General features: G+C 67.1%; 13 protein-coding genes. 12 read left to right on the forward strand and 1 reads right to left on the reverse strand.

The annotated features are described in order from the left end of the window. The first annotated feature begins 96 nt into the window (after positions 1 to 96). The 6 genes from CHB88_RS19295 to CHB88_RS19320 all read left to right on the forward strand — a co-directional run bounded on the left by CHB88_RS19295 (position 97) and on the right by CHB88_RS19320 (position 7,246). Positions 97 to 1,128 carry an ATP-grasp domain-containing protein gene (locus CHB88_RS19295; protein WP_143131374.1) on the forward strand — a complete coding sequence of 344 codons (1,032 nt, stop codon included), beginning with the start codon at positions 97 to 99 and terminating at the stop codon, positions 1,126 to 1,128. A gap of 57 nt (positions 1,129 to 1,185) precedes the next feature. Continuing rightward, positions 1,186 to 1,590 (forward strand): cupin domain-containing protein, encoded by a 405-nt coding sequence (locus CHB88_RS19300; RefSeq protein ID WP_089400971.1) that lies wholly within the window; start codon positions 1,186 to 1,188, stop codon positions 1,588 to 1,590. A gap of 318 nt (positions 1,591 to 1,908) precedes the next feature. Beyond that, positions 1,909 to 3,213, forward strand: coding sequence for a dicarboxylate/amino acid:cation symporter (locus tag CHB88_RS19305; RefSeq protein ID WP_089400972.1), 1,305 nt, complete (start codon positions 1,909 to 1,911; stop codon positions 3,211 to 3,213). Between the two features lie 359 nt (positions 3,214 to 3,572). Further along, positions 3,573 to 3,896, forward strand: coding sequence for a GlpM family protein (locus CHB88_RS19310; RefSeq protein WP_089400973.1), 324 nt, complete (start codon positions 3,573 to 3,575; stop codon positions 3,894 to 3,896). A gap of 151 nt (positions 3,897 to 4,047) precedes the next feature. After that, positions 4,048 to 5,916 (forward strand): sensor histidine kinase, encoded by a 1,869-nt coding sequence (locus CHB88_RS19315; protein ID WP_089401004.1) that lies wholly within the window; start codon positions 4,048 to 4,050, stop codon positions 5,914 to 5,916. Further along, positions 5,909 to 7,246: a sigma-54-dependent transcriptional regulator gene (locus tag CHB88_RS19320; RefSeq protein WP_089400974.1), complete on the forward strand. Its 1,338-nt coding sequence runs from the start codon at positions 5,909 to 5,911 to the stop codon at positions 7,244 to 7,246. The genes CHB88_RS19315 and CHB88_RS19320 overlap by 8 nt, the downstream gene beginning before the upstream one ends. Positions 7,247 to 7,261: 15 nt before the next feature. Here CHB88_RS19320 and CHB88_RS19325 read toward each other — a convergent pair whose 3' ends face one another. After that, positions 7,262 to 8,218, reverse strand: coding sequence for a Gfo/Idh/MocA family protein (locus CHB88_RS19325; RefSeq protein WP_089400975.1), 957 nt, complete (start codon positions 8,216 to 8,218; stop codon positions 7,262 to 7,264). 214 nt (positions 8,219 to 8,432) lie between these two features. Between CHB88_RS19325 and CHB88_RS24790 the strand changes: the two genes are divergently transcribed. From CHB88_RS24790 to CHB88_RS19355, 6 genes are all read left to right on the forward strand, one after another. Then, a complete protein-coding gene (locus CHB88_RS24790) occupies positions 8,433 to 9,158 on the forward strand; it encodes a FadR/GntR family transcriptional regulator (RefSeq protein ID WP_176442561.1) in 726 nt (241 codons plus the stop codon). Between the two features lie 71 nt (positions 9,159 to 9,229). Then, on the forward strand, positions 9,230 to 10,198 hold the full coding sequence (locus CHB88_RS19335) for a Bug family tripartite tricarboxylate transporter substrate binding protein (protein WP_089400976.1): 969 nt from the start codon (positions 9,230 to 9,232) through the stop codon (positions 10,196 to 10,198). A 2-nt stretch (positions 10,199 to 10,200) separates the two neighbouring features. Next, positions 10,201 to 11,229, forward strand: a complete 1,029-nt coding sequence (locus CHB88_RS19340; protein ID WP_089400977.1) for a 4-hydroxythreonine-4-phosphate dehydrogenase PdxA — start codon at positions 10,201 to 10,203, stop codon at positions 11,227 to 11,229. A 22-nt stretch (positions 11,230 to 11,251) separates the two neighbouring features. Continuing rightward, positions 11,252 to 12,448 (forward strand): L-rhamnonate dehydratase, encoded by a 1,197-nt coding sequence (locus CHB88_RS19345; protein WP_089400978.1) that lies wholly within the window; start codon positions 11,252 to 11,254, stop codon positions 12,446 to 12,448. Then, positions 12,445 to 13,383 carry a dihydrodipicolinate synthase family protein gene (locus CHB88_RS19350; protein WP_089400979.1) on the forward strand — a complete coding sequence of 313 codons (939 nt, stop codon included), beginning with the start codon at positions 12,445 to 12,447 and terminating at the stop codon, positions 13,381 to 13,383. The genes CHB88_RS19345 and CHB88_RS19350 overlap by 4 nt, the downstream gene beginning before the upstream one ends. 7 nt (positions 13,384 to 13,390) lie before the next feature. Further along, the gene (locus tag CHB88_RS19355) at positions 13,391 to 14,830 is read left to right on the forward strand and encodes an NAD-dependent succinate-semialdehyde dehydrogenase (protein ID WP_089400980.1); all 1,440 of its coding nucleotides are present in this window, start codon (positions 13,391 to 13,393) and stop codon (positions 14,828 to 14,830) included. Positions 14,831 to 15,038: the final 208 nt, after the last annotated feature.

Raw genomic sequence — 15,038 nt, forward strand, 5'->3', positions numbered from 1 at the left:
AGGGCGGAGCAGCGAATTCGGGCGGCATGCTGCCCGCCTGCGCAGGCTGATCGATGCCCGGAGGCGCGGCCGCAATCAATGAGGGGACAAGCAGAAATGACAAGAAAAGTTTATCCATCGGTCCTGGTGGTCGGCGTGGTGCCGTCGCTGATCTGGCCGGTGGCGCGGTGCCTGAAGCGGGCCGGCGGCTCGCCGACCATCCTTGCATGGCATGGCCTGTCGCCGATGCGCATGAGCAGCGACTGCAGCGGATACATCATGTGGAACAACATCCGCAAGACCGACGGCATGCTGGACCTGTCGGCGCTCGGCCTGGTCGAAAGGATCTGCGAAACGCGCAGCATCGACATCGTGGTGCCGGCCGACTATGATTCCGCGCTGCTGCTGGCGCGCCGGCCGCAGGACTCGCGCCTTCCCTGCGTGCCGGTGCCGAGCGCCGGCGTCATCAGCGAGATGAACGACAAGTGGACCTTCACCCGCTTCCTGGAACGGCTGGGCCTGCCGTATCCGGAAAGCGAACGCATCGAATCGGAGCAGCAGCTGCTGGCCACGCGGCTTCCCTTTCCGATCATTACCAAGCCGCTGGACAAGTGGGCCAGCGTCGGCTTCGAGCTGCATCAATCGCGGGAGGCGCTGGCGGAAACCCTTCGGCATCAGCGGCTGAAGTCGGACTTCCCGCTGATCGCGCAGCGCTACATTCCCGGCTGGGATGTAGGCGCCTCGTTCCTCGCCAACCATGGCCGGCTGGTGGCCTATTCGCTGTTCCATCACAAGGTCGACGGCGAGCGGGTGTTCTTCGAGGACCCGCGCCTGCGGGATTACCTCGCCGCCTTCGTCGCGGCCACCGACTACTCCGGCGTCGGCCACATCGATACCCGCTACGATCCGCAGCGCGACCACTACCAGCTGCTGGAACTGAACCCGCGCTTCTGGGCGTCGCTGCTGTACGCGATGAATGCGGGGCTGAACTATCCCGATCTGCTGGTGCATCTTGATGAATGGGACCATGCCACCGTCAACACGGCGCCGGCGCGTCGGGTGCGGCTGCCCTTGTACGAACGCATGATGACGCTCACCAACCGCTGGTTCAGCAAGGGCTATGAAATGGTCACCGGCGCTCAGTTGTGACGGAAGCTGGTAAATTTTCGGCATGGCGTTGCCGCCCCATCTCGGAAAGGAGTTGCCATGGAAAATCGCCAGCCCGGCTTGCAGGCCGTGCGTCCCGAGGCCGAAGTGATGACGCGCCAGCGCCTGCCGTATTTCATCGGCATCTCCGGCAGCACCGTTGGCTCTCTCGGCCTGTCGATGCATCTCGTCGTGATTCCGCCGGGTGCGCGGGCGGCGCCGCATCGCCACATCGGCTACGAAACCGGCATCTACGTGCTCGAAGGCAGGGTCTGCACCCGCTGGGGCGAATCGCTGGAGCACGAGATCGTCAGCGAGGCTGGCGACTTCCTCTTCGTGCCGCCGGGCGTGCCGCACGAGGCGATCAACCTCAGCGCCACGGAGCCGGCGCGCGCCGTGGTGGCGCGCAACGATCCGGCGGAGCAGGACAAGGTGGAACCCTATCTCGTCGAACCGGCCGCCTGATTACCGCATCACTTCCAGCGCCTGAGAGCCCACGCATGCGACAGGCATGCGTTAGTCCACACTCCGTACCGCCCGGCGCATTCGGTTTTCCGTACGTTTTTCCTTCCTCCATTCGGAAAGCCGACGCACCGCCTCGCCCGACGCGAGTTCAATGCTAGAACTATCAACCACTTAGCTTCGGCGCCCGCCAGTGCATCAGGTGGCATGAAGCATGCAAATGGAAGACGATTCGGCAGATCCGCAGCGGGCTTGCAGCAGCCTGGCGTTTCCTGCTCTCTGATCGACTTCGTCACGCATTAGCGGCAAAGGACTTCTTCCATGAAACGCAACCAGCTCACCGTCTGGATCGGCATCGCCCTGGCGGCCGGCATCGCCGTCGGCTATTTCTGCAACAGCATCGCGCCCACGCCCGAAGCGGCCAAGGAAATCGCCAGCTATTTCTCGCTCGTCACCGACATCTTCCTCCGCCTGATCAAGATGATCATCGCGCCGCTGGTGCTGACCACCCTGGTGGCCGGCCTGGCCGGCATGGGTGACGCGAAGGTGGTCGGCCGCATCGGCGCCAAGGCCCTCGGCTGGTTCATCTCCGCCTCGCTCTGTTCCCTGCTGATCGGCCTGGTGATGGCAAACCTGCTGCGCCCGGGCGATGCGGTCAACGTGCCGCTGCCGGCGGCGGGCACCGCGACCAACCTGAAGACGGCGGCGCTGAACCTGAAGGACTTCGTCGCCCATGTGTTCCCGAAGAGCATCTTCGAATCCATGGCCAACAATGAAGTGCTGCAGATCCTCATCTTCGCGCTGTTCTTCGGCGTGGCGCTGAGCAAGCTGCGCGACAGCACCGCCAGGAGCCTGGTGCGCACCATCGAGGACATCGCCCACGTGATGCTGCAGGTCACCGACTATGTGATGCGCTTCGCGCCGATCGGCGTGTTCGCCGCGGTGGCGTCGGTGATCACCACCCAGGGCCTCGGCATCCTGCTGGTGTACGGCAAGTACATGGGGAGCTTCTTCGCCGCCCTGGCGGCGCTGTGGCTGGTGCTGATCTTTGCCGGCTATCTGGTGCTGGGCAAGGAAGTGTTCCGATTGATCCATTTGATCCGCGGTCCGATGCTGCTCGGCTTCTCCACCGCCAGCAGCGAATCCGCTTATCCCAAGCTGATGGAGCAGCTGGAGAAGTTCGGCATCAAGGACCGCATCACCGGCTTCATCCTGCCGCTCGGCTATTCCTTCAACCTCGACGGCTCCATGATGTACACCGCCTTCGCCGCGCTGTTCATCTCCCAGGCCTACAACATCCCGCTGACGCTCGGACAGCAGATCACCATGCTGCTGGTGCTGATGGTGTCGTCCAAGGGCATCGCCGGCGTGCCGCGCGCCTCGCTGGTGGTGGTGGCCGCGGTGCTGCCGATGTTCGGCCTGCCGGAGGCCGGCCTGCTGCTGGTGATGGGCGTGGATCACTTCCTGGACATGGGCCGCACCGTCACCAACGTGCTGGGCAACGCGATTGCCACCGCCGTCGTCGCCAAGTGGGAAAACGCGATCGATCCGGTCAGCCCGGAACTGGCCGAATCGGAGGACGTGCTGCCGCTGCCGGAGGAAAGGCAGTCGGCGCGGCCGGCCTGATCGGGGCGAGTCGGCCATGTTCGGCCTGGCGCTGAGAGCCTGATCAGTATCTATTTGACATGTGCGCAGCCACGGGAACCGGTCGAATGCTAGGCGCGGCGACGCGACGTAGCCGGTGCTACGGCAAGGAGCCGCAACGACGCAGGCGGCCGGTTCCCGTGGCTGCCCGAAGGGTTCAAGCAGGAAGGGCGCATTGCGGCGTTGCGGCGCGCCGCCCTTGCAGGGCGCGTACCGGCTGATAAGCCGGTACCGCTCCGCAGGCAAGCGGCATGCCGCTCGAAACCCCTGCTTCGCCCTTGCACTGCATACCTTCCTGCTTGAACGCACATGCCAAATAGATACTGATCAGGCTCTGAAGCCTGCTCGGCGCGCTTGCGGTGCTGCTCATCGCGCTTCTGTCGAGCAGCCGCAGCTATTACCTCGCCGGGCTGGTTCCGCTGTTTCCGACCTTCGCCCTGATCGCCCATGCGATCGTCGGCAGCGAACGCGGACCGGCCGAACTGCGCGCCACCGCGCTGTTCGGGCTGGGCGCTCTCCTGCCCTACGCCGCCTATCTGCTGGCGGTCTACGCACTGAGTACCCGCCTGACGCTCGCCGCGACGCTGGCGGCCGCTTCGCTGGCGTGGGCTGCGGCGGCAGCAGCGCTGCTGCTGTTCTGGCAGCGCGTCATGCTGGCCGGCTGAGCCGGTTTGCGGTTTCCCGCTTCACGACGCCGGCCGCCACGCCGGTCCGTGTTACCGGACCGCCTTGGCAAATCCACGCGCGGTCACCCTGGGGCGGGCATCAATGGCCGGAGCGCGGCATAATTCGGCATTCCGAATGGACCCATCCTGCATGTTTCAACACCGTCAACTGCCGCGCCTGATCCTGCTGGTGCTGGGCTTCGCGGCGCTGGCGGGCGGAGCCGGCCTGCTCGCCTTCCGCTACAGCCTCGCCGTCGGCATGGCCGAACTGCAGGCGACCGGCCGCCACCGGCTGGACCTGTACGCCGCCAGCCTCGAACGCGAAATCGACAAGTACGCCTATTTCCCCACCACCCTGGGCTTGGAGCGGGACGTGCTGCAGCTGCTTTCCGCGCCGACGCCGGAGCGCGGCGAACAGGTCAGCCTTTATCTGGAGCAGCTCAACGAGCGCGCCGGCAGCCTGTCGATCTACATCCTCGACCGCGCCGGCCGGGTGGTCGCCACCAGCAACTGGCGCCGCGCCGACAGTTTCCTCGGCGAGGAACTCGCCTTCCGTCCTTATTTCCGGCAAGCCATGGATGGCGGCAGCGGTCGCTTCTTCGGCATCGGCACCACCCGCGGCGAACCGGGCTACTACCTGTCCTCGGCGCTGTCCGACGAGCATGGCACGCTCGGCGTGGCGGTGGTGAAGGTCGGATTGAAGCAGCTGGAGAAATCCTGGGGCCCGGTGGAAGCGCCGGCGCTGGTGGCGGACGAGAATGGCGTGGTGATCCTGGCCTCGGTGCCGAGCTGGAAATTCACCACCATCAAGCCGCTGGATGAAGCCACCCGCAGCGCCTTCGACCGCACCCAGCAATACAACCGGCAGGCGCTGCATCCGCTCGGCGTGACCGAACTGGCCGACCTCCAGCATGGCGCGCGACTGGTGCGGATGCCAGCGGTGGAGCCGAAGACGGTGGCGATGTTCCCGGTGGCCGGCACCTTCGTCGCCCAGACCCAGGCGCTGGCCGGCACGTCCTGGCATCTCACGGTGTTCTCCTCGCAGGATCAGGTGCGGGGCGACGCCATCAGCCGGGCGGCGATTGCCGGCGTCGGCGCCGCCTTCCTGTTCATTCTCATGCTGCTGCTGAACCAGAGGCGGCGACACCTGAGCGACCGCCTCGCGGCGCAGGCGGCGCTGCAGCGCGCGCACGACGAGCTGGAGCGCAAGGTGGCCGAACGCACCGCCGATCTGTCCGCCGCCAACCGGCGGCTGCAGCGGGAAGTGGCGGAGCGCACGCAGGCCGAGCGCACGCTGCGCGCCGCCCAGGATGAGCTGGTGCAGGCCGGCAAGCTGGCGGTCATCGGCCAGCTTGCCGCCGGCGTCGCCCATGAACTCAACCAGCCGCTGGCGGCGCTGCGCACCCTGTCGGGCAATGCCCGCAAGTTTCTGGCGCGCGGCAACCACGACACCGCCAGCGGCAACCTGGAACGCATCGGCGACCTGGTGGACCGCATGGGCCGCATGACGGCGCAGCTGAAGTCCTTCGCCCGCAAGTCCTCCGGCCAGCCGCAGGCGGTGCCGCTGCGCCGGGCGCTGGACAATGCGCTGTTCCTGCTGGAGCAGAAGCTGAAGCAGTCCGGCGCCGGCGTGAGCATCGATCTGCCGCCGCAGGAGCTGTTGGCCTGGTGCGACCCGAACCGGCTGGAGCAGGTGCTGGTCAACCTCGCCGGCAATGCGCTCGACGCCATGGCCGGGCTGCCGCGGCCGGCGCTGGAGATCGGCGCGCGGTCCGAGCACGGGCGCATCCTGCTGCAGGTGCGGGACCATGGCCCCGGCCTGAGCGAGGAAGCCGGCCGGCGCCTGTTCGAGCCCTTCTTCACCACCAAGGAAGCCGGCCAGGGCCTCGGCCTCGGGCTGGCCATTTCGGCCGGCATCGTCGCCGATTTCGGCGGCAACCTGTCCGGCGCCAACCATCCACAAGGCGGAGCGGTCTTTACACTCGATCTGCCCGCCGCCAGGGACACTGAACATGACTGATGCGCTGCAGGTACTGCTGGTCGAAGATGATCCGAACGTGCGCCTCGGCTGCGAGCAGGCGCTGCAGCTGGAAGACATCCGGGTGCTCGCCGTCGACAGCGCCGAGGCGGCGCGCAGCCGCGTCGGCCGCGACTTCCCCGGCGTGGTGGTGAGCGATATCCGCCTGCCCGGCATGGATGGCATGGCGCTGATGGCGGCGCTGCGGCAGATCGACGCCGACCTGCCGGTGGTGCTGATCACCGGCCATGGCGATGTGACCCTGGCGGTGCAGGCGATGAAGCAGGGTGCCCACGACTTCATCGAGAAGCCGTTCTCCTCCGAGCACCTGGTGGAAGTGGTGCGGCGCGCGCTGGACAAGCGGCGCCTGACGCTGGAGGTGCGCAGCCTGCGCGCCCAGCTGGAGAACCGCGGCCAGCTCGAGGGCCGGCTGATCGGCCGCTCGGCGGCGATCGCGCGGGTGCGGCAACTCGTGGCGGACCTCGGCAACAGCGCCGCCGACATCCTGATCGAAGGGGAGACCGGCACCGGCAAGGAACTGGTGGCGCGCTGCCTGCACGAAGCCGGGCCCCGGCGCGCCGGCAACTTCGTCGCCATCAATTGCGGCGGCCTGCCGGACACCCTGTTCGAGAGCGAGATCTTCGGGCATGAGGCGGGCGCCTACACCGGCGCCGCCAGGCGCCGCATCGGCAAGATCGAGCATGCCAACGGCGGCACGCTTTTTCTCGACGAGATCGAGTCGATGCCGCTGCCGCTCCAGACCAAGCTGCTGCGGGTGCTGCAGGAACGCACCCTGGAGCGGCTCGGCTCCAACACGCCGGTGGCGATCGATTGCCGGGTGGTGGCCGCGACCAAATGCGACCTGAAGGCGCTGTCGGACCAGGGCCGCTTCCGCGCCGACCTTTACTACCGGCTGAACGTCGCCACCCTGCCGCTGCCGCCGCTGCGCGAGCGGCGCGAGGACATTCCGCTGCTGTTCGAGCATTTCCTGCTGCAGGCCGCCGCGCGCCATCAGCGTCCGGCGCCGGAAGCCGACCCGGCCCGGACCGCGCGCCTGCTCGCCTACGACTGGCCGGGCAACGTGCGCGAGCTGCGCAACGTGGCCGACCGCTGCGTGCTCGGCATCGAAGCCGGCTTTCCGCCCTTCGCCGAACGCGCGCCGGCGCCGACGCGGGTGCTGGCGGACACCGTAGCCGCCTTCGAGCGCGACCTCATCGCCGATGCGCTCGCGCGCTGCAACGGCAGCCTGGCGCGCGCCGCCGAAGCCCTCGGCGTGGCCAAGACCACGCTGCACGACAAGATCCGGAAATACCGGCTGGGCGGCGCGGAGTAACCCCGCCGCGATCGGCTACTCGTGATACTCGGGCGCGGCGATGCGCTTGCCGACCAGGAAGGCATCGGCGACGATGCGCAGCGGCGAGAAGTCGGCGTCCGACGACCCGCTTCGCACCAGGCGCAGGAAGTGGGCATACAGCCCGGGGTATTCGGCTTCCTTTTCCTGCAGCACCACCTTGCCGTCGATTTCCAGAATGGTGCCGCCCATGTGCAGCGCCAGGTTTTCGCCCTGCTCCGCCTCGACGAAGATGCTCCAGGTCTGCTGGCTCTCCTGCAGGAAATCATAGTCGGCGTGGATGCGCGCGCCGTGGCCGGAAACCATCTCCACCTGCGCCTGGATCGGCGCATCGCAATTGGTGGGTATGTGCAGGTCGGCCTTGTGCACCACCACTTCCGGGCCGAGCAGGCGCGTCAGGATGGAAAGCGAATTGATGCCGGGATCGAACACGCCCATGCCGCCCGGCGCGAAGATCCAGGTCTGGCCCGGATGCCACTGGCGCACGTTCTCCTTCCAGGCGATGCGCACCTGCTTCAGGCGGCGCTGGCCGATCCAGTCGCGCGCCCGCTCCACGCCCGGCGCAAAGCGCGAATGCCAGCTCGCCAGCAGCGACACGCCCTTATCCTCCGCCAGCCGCCGTATCGTCTCGGCCTCGCCCAGCGTGGCCGCCGGCGGCTTTTCCAGGAACACATGCTTGCCGGCGTCGATCGCCTCCCGCGCGATCGCCTGCCGTACCTGCGGCGGCGTGCATATCGCCACCGCCTCGATTTCGGGATGGGCGCGCAGCATTTCCCCGGTGGAGCGATAGACCGGCAGCGTCGCATGGGTGGCGCGCGGCGAGCAGGCCGCCACCACCGCCAGACCGGGATTGCCATGGATGGCAGGCAGGTGCTGGTCCAGCGCAATCTTGCCGAGGCCGATCAGGCCGATCTTCAGCGGCTGGCTGCCGTCCTTGCTGGAAGCATCGCTCATGGGTTTCCTTTCCCTTGCCGGTCGCAGTCTTGAACCCGGGTTTGACCGATCGCCGGCGATCCCGTTCTGTCCGCATCGTGATGGCATGCGAAGCAGGAAGATCAGCCGGCGCCATTTGACCGGCATCAACGACCGGCATGCCGCGCCGGTTGCAAAGGCGCTTTTCAACTGGTACACTGGCCAGACCAGTAGATCAGAAGGTCCGGAAAAAAGCATGGAACTCCTCACCCGCCTGCCCGGCGGCGAAACCGACATCGTCAAGCGCACCGTCAAGGACCAGATCGCCGACAAGCTGGCCTACATGGTCCTGACCGGCCTGCTGCAGCCCGGCGACGAACTGCCTTCCGAGCGCGCGCTTGCCGGCACGCTGCAGGTATCGCGCGAGACGGTGCGCGGCGCCATCGGCGTGCTGCATGCGCGCGGCATGCTGGAGGTTTCGCAGGGCGCCCGCACCCGCGTCGTCGGCCCGGGCAAGCAGACCCTGGCTTCGTCGGTGCGGGCGCTGGCCAAGCTCAAGGACAAGGACATCGACGAAGTGGCGGAAGCCCGCGCCCAGGTCGAGGCGCAGGTGGTCAAGCTGGCCGCGGCGCGCATCTCCCAGGCGGACCTGGAACGCCTGCGCGGCCTGGTGGCCGACCAGCGCCTGATGCTGAACGACCCGGTGTCCTTCCAGATTTCCGACCGCGAATTCCACGCCATCGTCTACGCCGCCTGCGGCAACGAACTGCTGCGCGACTTCGTCAGCGACATGTACGACTATGCGCTGGATTACCGCCGCCAGGCTCTCAAGCGCAAGGGCGCCATCGCCGACAGCGTGCGCGACCATGAACGCATCGTCGAGGCGCTCGCCAGCGGCGATCCGAAGCAGGCCGAAGCCGCTTTCGCCAGCCACCTCGACCATGTGCACACCACCACGGTGCGCGAAATGGGCGCGGAGTGATCCGCCCTTTATTTGCCTTAACTGGTCTGCCCACCATACCTGTCTGAATCAAACAACCAGAGGAGATATTGATGAACAAACGAAAGACACTCGGCCTCATCGCCTGTGCGCTGCTCGCGCCCGGGCTGGCGGCCGCCCAGACCGCCGCCTGGCCGAGCAAATCGGTGCGCATCCTGGTCGGCTCCAGCCCGGGCGGCGGCACCGACGCCATGGCCCGTGCCGTGGCCGACCGCCTCGGACCCCTGCTGAAGGTGCCGGTGGTGGTCGAGAACAAGCCGGGCGCTTCCAACACCCTCGCCGCCGATGCCACCGCCAAGTCCACCGACGGCCACACCATGGTGATGGGCGTCTCCACCGCCCACGCCATCGCCCCCTACCTGATCAAGCTGGCCTACGACAATGCCAGGGACCTGGTGCCGGTGGCTTTCGTCGGCTCGGTGCCCAACGTGCTGGTGGTGAACAACGACCTGGGCGTGAAGGATGTGCGCGAACTGGTGGCGCTGGCCAAGCGCAAGCCCGACCAGATCAACTTCGCTTCCAGCGGCGCGGGCAGCACCCAGCACATCGCCGGCGAGCTGTTCCGGGAAGCGGCGGGCGTGTCCATCGTCCACATTCCCTACAAGGGAAGCGGCCCGGCCCTGGTGGACCTGATGGGCGGCCAGGTGCAGATCAGCTTCGACACCATGACGTCAGTGCTGCCGCACATCAAGAGCGGCAAGGTGAAGGCGCTCGCGGTGACCAGCGCCAGGCGCAACCCGCAGCTGCCCAACGTTCCCACCATGGCCGAAGCCGGCGTGCCGGGCGTGGAGATGGGCGCCTGGTACGGCATCTACATGCCGGCCTCCACGCCCAAGCCGGTGCAGCAGCGGGTGCATGACGAGGTCAACAAGGTGCTCGCCATGCCGGAAACCCGCAACCGCCTGGATGCGATCGGCGCCGACATCACGCCGATTACCCAGGCCGAATTCATCGCCTTCCACGAGAAGGAAAACACGCGCTATGCGGAGCTGATCAAGCGCCGCGGCATCAGAGGAGATTGAACATGACGCAAGCAATGGACAAGCGGCCGGTGGTGGCCGTCACCCTCGGCGATCCGTCCGGCATCGGCCCCGAACTCGCCGCCCGGCTGCTGGCCCGGCCGCAGACCCTGCAGCAGGCGAAGGTGGTGCTGGTCGGCGACGCCTGGCTGTGGGAACAGGGCCAGCGCCAGGCCGGCGTGACGGTCGAGACGCGCGAGATCGGCGGCTTCGCCGAAGCTCGCGCCGACGAGGGACAAGTGCCGATGTTCCTGCCGGTGCAAAGCGTGTCGCCGGACGAGGTGCAGCCCGCCACCGCCGCCGCGCCCGGCGGCCGTTCGGTGCTGCAGGTGCTCGACAGCTGCATGGATGCGGCCAAGGCCGGCGAGATCGACGCCATCTGCTTCGCGCCGCTGAACAAGCATGCGATGAAGCAGGGCGGCCTGCGCCACGAGGACGAGCTGCACCATTTCGCCGAATACCTCGGCGTGGACAGCTACTTCTGCGAATTCAACACCCTCGACGGCCTGTGGACCTCGCGCATCTCTTCCCACGTGCCGCTGGCCGACGTGCCGCGCTACATCACGAAGAAGCGGGTGGTGGATGCCGCCGCCCTGCTCTACCGTTCGCTGCAGACCAGCGGCGTGGCGCAGCCGCGGGTGGCGGTGGCCGGCCTGAATCCGCACAACGGCGAAGGCGGCACCTGCGGCCGAGAGGAGATCGACGTGATCGAGCCGGCGGTGCGCGAATTGAACGAGCAAGGCATGCAGGTGGTCGGCCCCTACTCGCCCGACACCATCTTCCTGCGCGCCCGCGAAGGCGCGCTCGACGGCATCGTCACCATGTACCACGACCAGGGCCAGATCGCGCTCAAGCTGCTCGGCTTCTCGCGCGGCGTCACGGTGCAGGGCGGCATGCCGGTGCCCATCACCACCCCCGCCCACGGCACCGCCTACGACATCGCCGGCCAGGGCAAGGCTGACGTCAATGCTATGGCCAATGCCTTCGCCATCGCCGCCCGCATGGGCGCGGCCAGCCGCCAGCGCCAAGCCTGAATTAATCAGAAAGAACCACGACATGAAAATCAAATCCATCCGCGCCCGCGTCTACCAGTGGAAAGGCCCGACCGTTCCGCCCCAGGCCAACTTCTGCTCCAACGCCATCGACCTGGTGTACGACAACCAGGCCAACCGCCATGCCGGCGGCAACGACACCATGAACACCTTCCGCTTCCACGAGTGGACGGTGGTGGAAGTGGAGACCGACGACGGCATCGTCGGCCTCGGCAACGTGGCGCTGGCGCCGCGCATCGCCAAGGCCATCATCGACCAGTACCTGGCGCCGCTGGTGCTGGGCCAGGACCCCTGGGACTACGAGTACATCAACCAGCGCATGTACCGCGCCACCCATGCCTGGGGCCGCAAGGGCGTCGGCATGGCGGCCATCTCGGCGGTCGACATCGCCATCTGGGACATTCTCGGCAAGGCCGCCAACAAGCCGGTGTTCAAGCTGCTCGGCGGCCGCACCAAGGAAAAGATCCCCTGCTACTACAGCAAGCTGTACCGCACCGACCTGAAGGAAATGCAGGCGGAGGCGGAGAAATTCGTCAAGCAGGGCTTCCGCGCCTTCAAGATGCGCTTCGGCTACGGCCCGGCCCATGGCCAGCAGGGCGTGACGGAGAACCTGAAATCGGTGGAAGCGGTGCGCGAGGTGATCGGCTACGACAACGACCTCATGCTCGAGTGCTACATGGGCTGGAACCTGGAATACGCCAAGCGCATCCTGCCCAAGCTGGAGAAGTACCAGCCGCGCTGGCTGGAGGAGCCGGTGATCGCCGACGACATCGACGGCTACGCCGAACTGAACCAGCTGACCAGCATCCCCATCTCCGGCGGCGAGCATGAGTTCTCGCTGTACGGCTTCAAGCAGCTGCTCGACAAGAAGGCGGTGTCGGTGGTGCAGTACGACACCAACCGCGTCGGCGGCATCACCATGGCGCACAAGATCAACGCGCTGTGCGAAGCCTACTCGGTGCCGGTGATCCCGCATGCCGGCCAGATGCACAACTACCACCTCACCATGAGCAGCCTGAACTGCCCGATGAGCGAGTACTTCCCGATCTTCGACGTCGAGGTCGGCAACGAGCTGTTCTACTACATCTTCGCCGGCGAGCCGGAAGCAGACAACGGCTTCCTGCAGCTGGACGACAACACGCCCGGCCTGGGCCTGTCGCTGCGCACCGATCAACTGCACAACTTCGAGATCATCGAATGAGCCCGACCACTTCACGCGCAAGCCGGCGCTACACCGGCGTGTTCCCGGTGGTGCCGACCACCTTCTTTGATGACGGCACCCTGGACCTGGAAAGCCAGAAGCGCTGCGTCGACTTCATGATCGATGCCGGCTCCAACGGCCTGTGCATCCTGGCCAACTTCTCGGAGCAATTCCTGCTGGCCGACGACGAGCGGGAAGTGCTGACGAAGACCATCCTGCAGCACGTCGATGGCCGGGTGCCGGTGATCGTCACCACCACCCATTTCGGCACCGAGGTCTGCGCGCAGCGCAGCCGGCGCGCGCAGGACATGGGCGCCTCCATGGTGATGGTGATGCCGCCCTACCATGGCGCCACCATCCGCGTCGGCGAGCCGCTGATCCGCGAGTTCTTCGCCCGCCTCTCGGACGCCATCGACATCCCGATCATGATCCAGGATGCGCCGGTGGCCGGCACGCCGCTGTCGCCCGCCTTCCTCGCTTCCATGGCGAAGGAGATCGAGCATGTCGCCTACTTCAAGATCGAGACCGCCGGCGCGGCCAGCAAGCTGCGCGAGCTGATCGCGCTCGGCGGCGACGCCATCGAGGGACCGTGGGACGGCGAGGAAGCCATCACCCTGCTGGCCGACCTCGACGCCGGCGCCACCGGCGCCATGACCGGCGGCGCGTATCCGGACGGCATCCGCACCATCGTCGATGCCTACCGGGAAGGCCGGCGCGAGGATGCGGTGCTCGCCTACGCGCGTTGGCTGCCCCTGATAAACTACGAGAATCGCCAAGGTGGAATACTTACCGCCAAGGCGTTGATGAAGGCCGGCGGCGTCATCGGCTGCGATGCGCCGCGCCACCCGTTCGCTCCCATGCATCCCGCGGTTCGCGCAGGCTTGCTGGATGCGGCGCGACGGCTCGATCCACTCGTACTGCGTTGGGCAAAGTAAGGACACCATGAGCTATCCGAACACGCAACTTTTCATCAATGGCCAGTGGCAGGACGCGGCTGACGGCCGCACGCTGGCCGTCGTCAACCCCGCCACCGGCCAGGAAATCGGGCGCGTCGCCCATGCCGGCCGCGCCGACCTCGACCGCGCGCTGGAAGCGGCGCAGAAGGGCTTCGAGACCTGGCGCGACATGACCCCGGCCGAGCGCAGCAAGATCATGCGCAAGGCCGCCGGCCTCATGCGCGAACGCGCCGCCGACATCGGCCGCATGCTGACCCAGGAACAGGGCAAGCCGCTGCCCGAAGCCAAGGGCGAGGCCATGGCCGCCGCCGACATCATCGAATGGTTCGCCGAGGAAGGCTTCCGCGTCTACGGCCGCATCGTGCCGTCGCGCACCAGCCTGTCCGTGCGGCAAATGGTGATCAAGGACCCGGTCGGCCCGGTCGCCGCCTTCACGCCGTGGAACTTCCCGATCAACCAGGTGGTGCGCAAGGTTGGCGCGGCGCTGGCCGCCGGCTGCTCCATGCTGGTCAAGGCGCCGGAAGAAACCCCGGCCGGCCCGGCGGCGCTGATCCAGGCCTTCGCCGACGCCGGTATTCCGCCCGGCGTGCTCGGCCTGGTCTACGGCAATCCGGCCGAGATCTCCAGCTACCTGATCCCGCATCCGGTGATCCGCAAGATCACCTTCACCGGCTCCACCCCGGTCGGCAAGCAGCTCGCCGCCCTAGCCGGCCAGCACATGAAGCGCGTCACCATGGAATTGGGCGGCCACGCGCCGGTGATCGTCTGCGAGGATGCCGACATCGCCCTGGCAGTGAAGTCCGCCGGCGCGGCCAAGTTCCGCAACGCCGGCCAGGTCTGCATCGCGCCGACCCGCTTCCTCGTGCATGAAAGCATCCGCGCCGAGTTCGCCCAGGCGCTGGCCAAGCATGCGCAGGGCCTGAAGGTGGGCGACGGCCTGGCCGAAGGCACGACGATGGGCCCGCTGGCCAATCCGCGCCGCCTCGCCGCCATGGCCGAGATCACCGAGGACGCGGTGCAGCGCGGCGCCAAGGTGCTGACCGGCGGCGCCCGCATCGGCGAATCCGGCAACTTCTGGCAGCCGACCATCCTGGACGAGGTGCCGCTGGAAGCCAAGGTCTTCAACGACGAGCCTTTCGGCCCGGTGGCGGCGATCCGCAGCTTCAACACGCTGGAGGATGCCATCGCCGAAGCCAACCGCCTGTCCTTCGGACTGGCCGGTTATGCCTTCACCCGCTCGCTGAAGAACGCCGACCTGCTGACCCGCCGCGTCGAAGTCGGCATGCTGTGGGTCAACATGCCCGCCCTGCCCTCGGCCGAGCTGCCGTTCGGCGGCATCAAGGATTCCGGCTACGGCTCGGAAGGCGGCCCTGAAGCGGTGGATGCCTACCTCAACACCCGCGCCGTGGCCGTGGCGAATGTCTGAGGCGACGCATCATGCATGAGGATGGGCAGACGCTTAGGCTTTAGCAGGCCATAAGCGCCCCTGTCATCAAGAGCCCCGCTCGTCTACGGACCGGCGGGGCTTTTTCATTGGCGAAGCCATTCCCGTTCGCCGGCAGCAAAACCGATTTCACGCCATACTTTGGCTTCAGCATCCATCACAACAAAACCAGCCAAGACCAGCACGAGGA

This window comes from Noviherbaspirillum humi, assembly GCF_900188095.1.
GTDB classification, from domain to species: Bacteria; Pseudomonadota; Gammaproteobacteria; order Burkholderiales; family Burkholderiaceae_D; genus Noviherbaspirillum; species Noviherbaspirillum humi.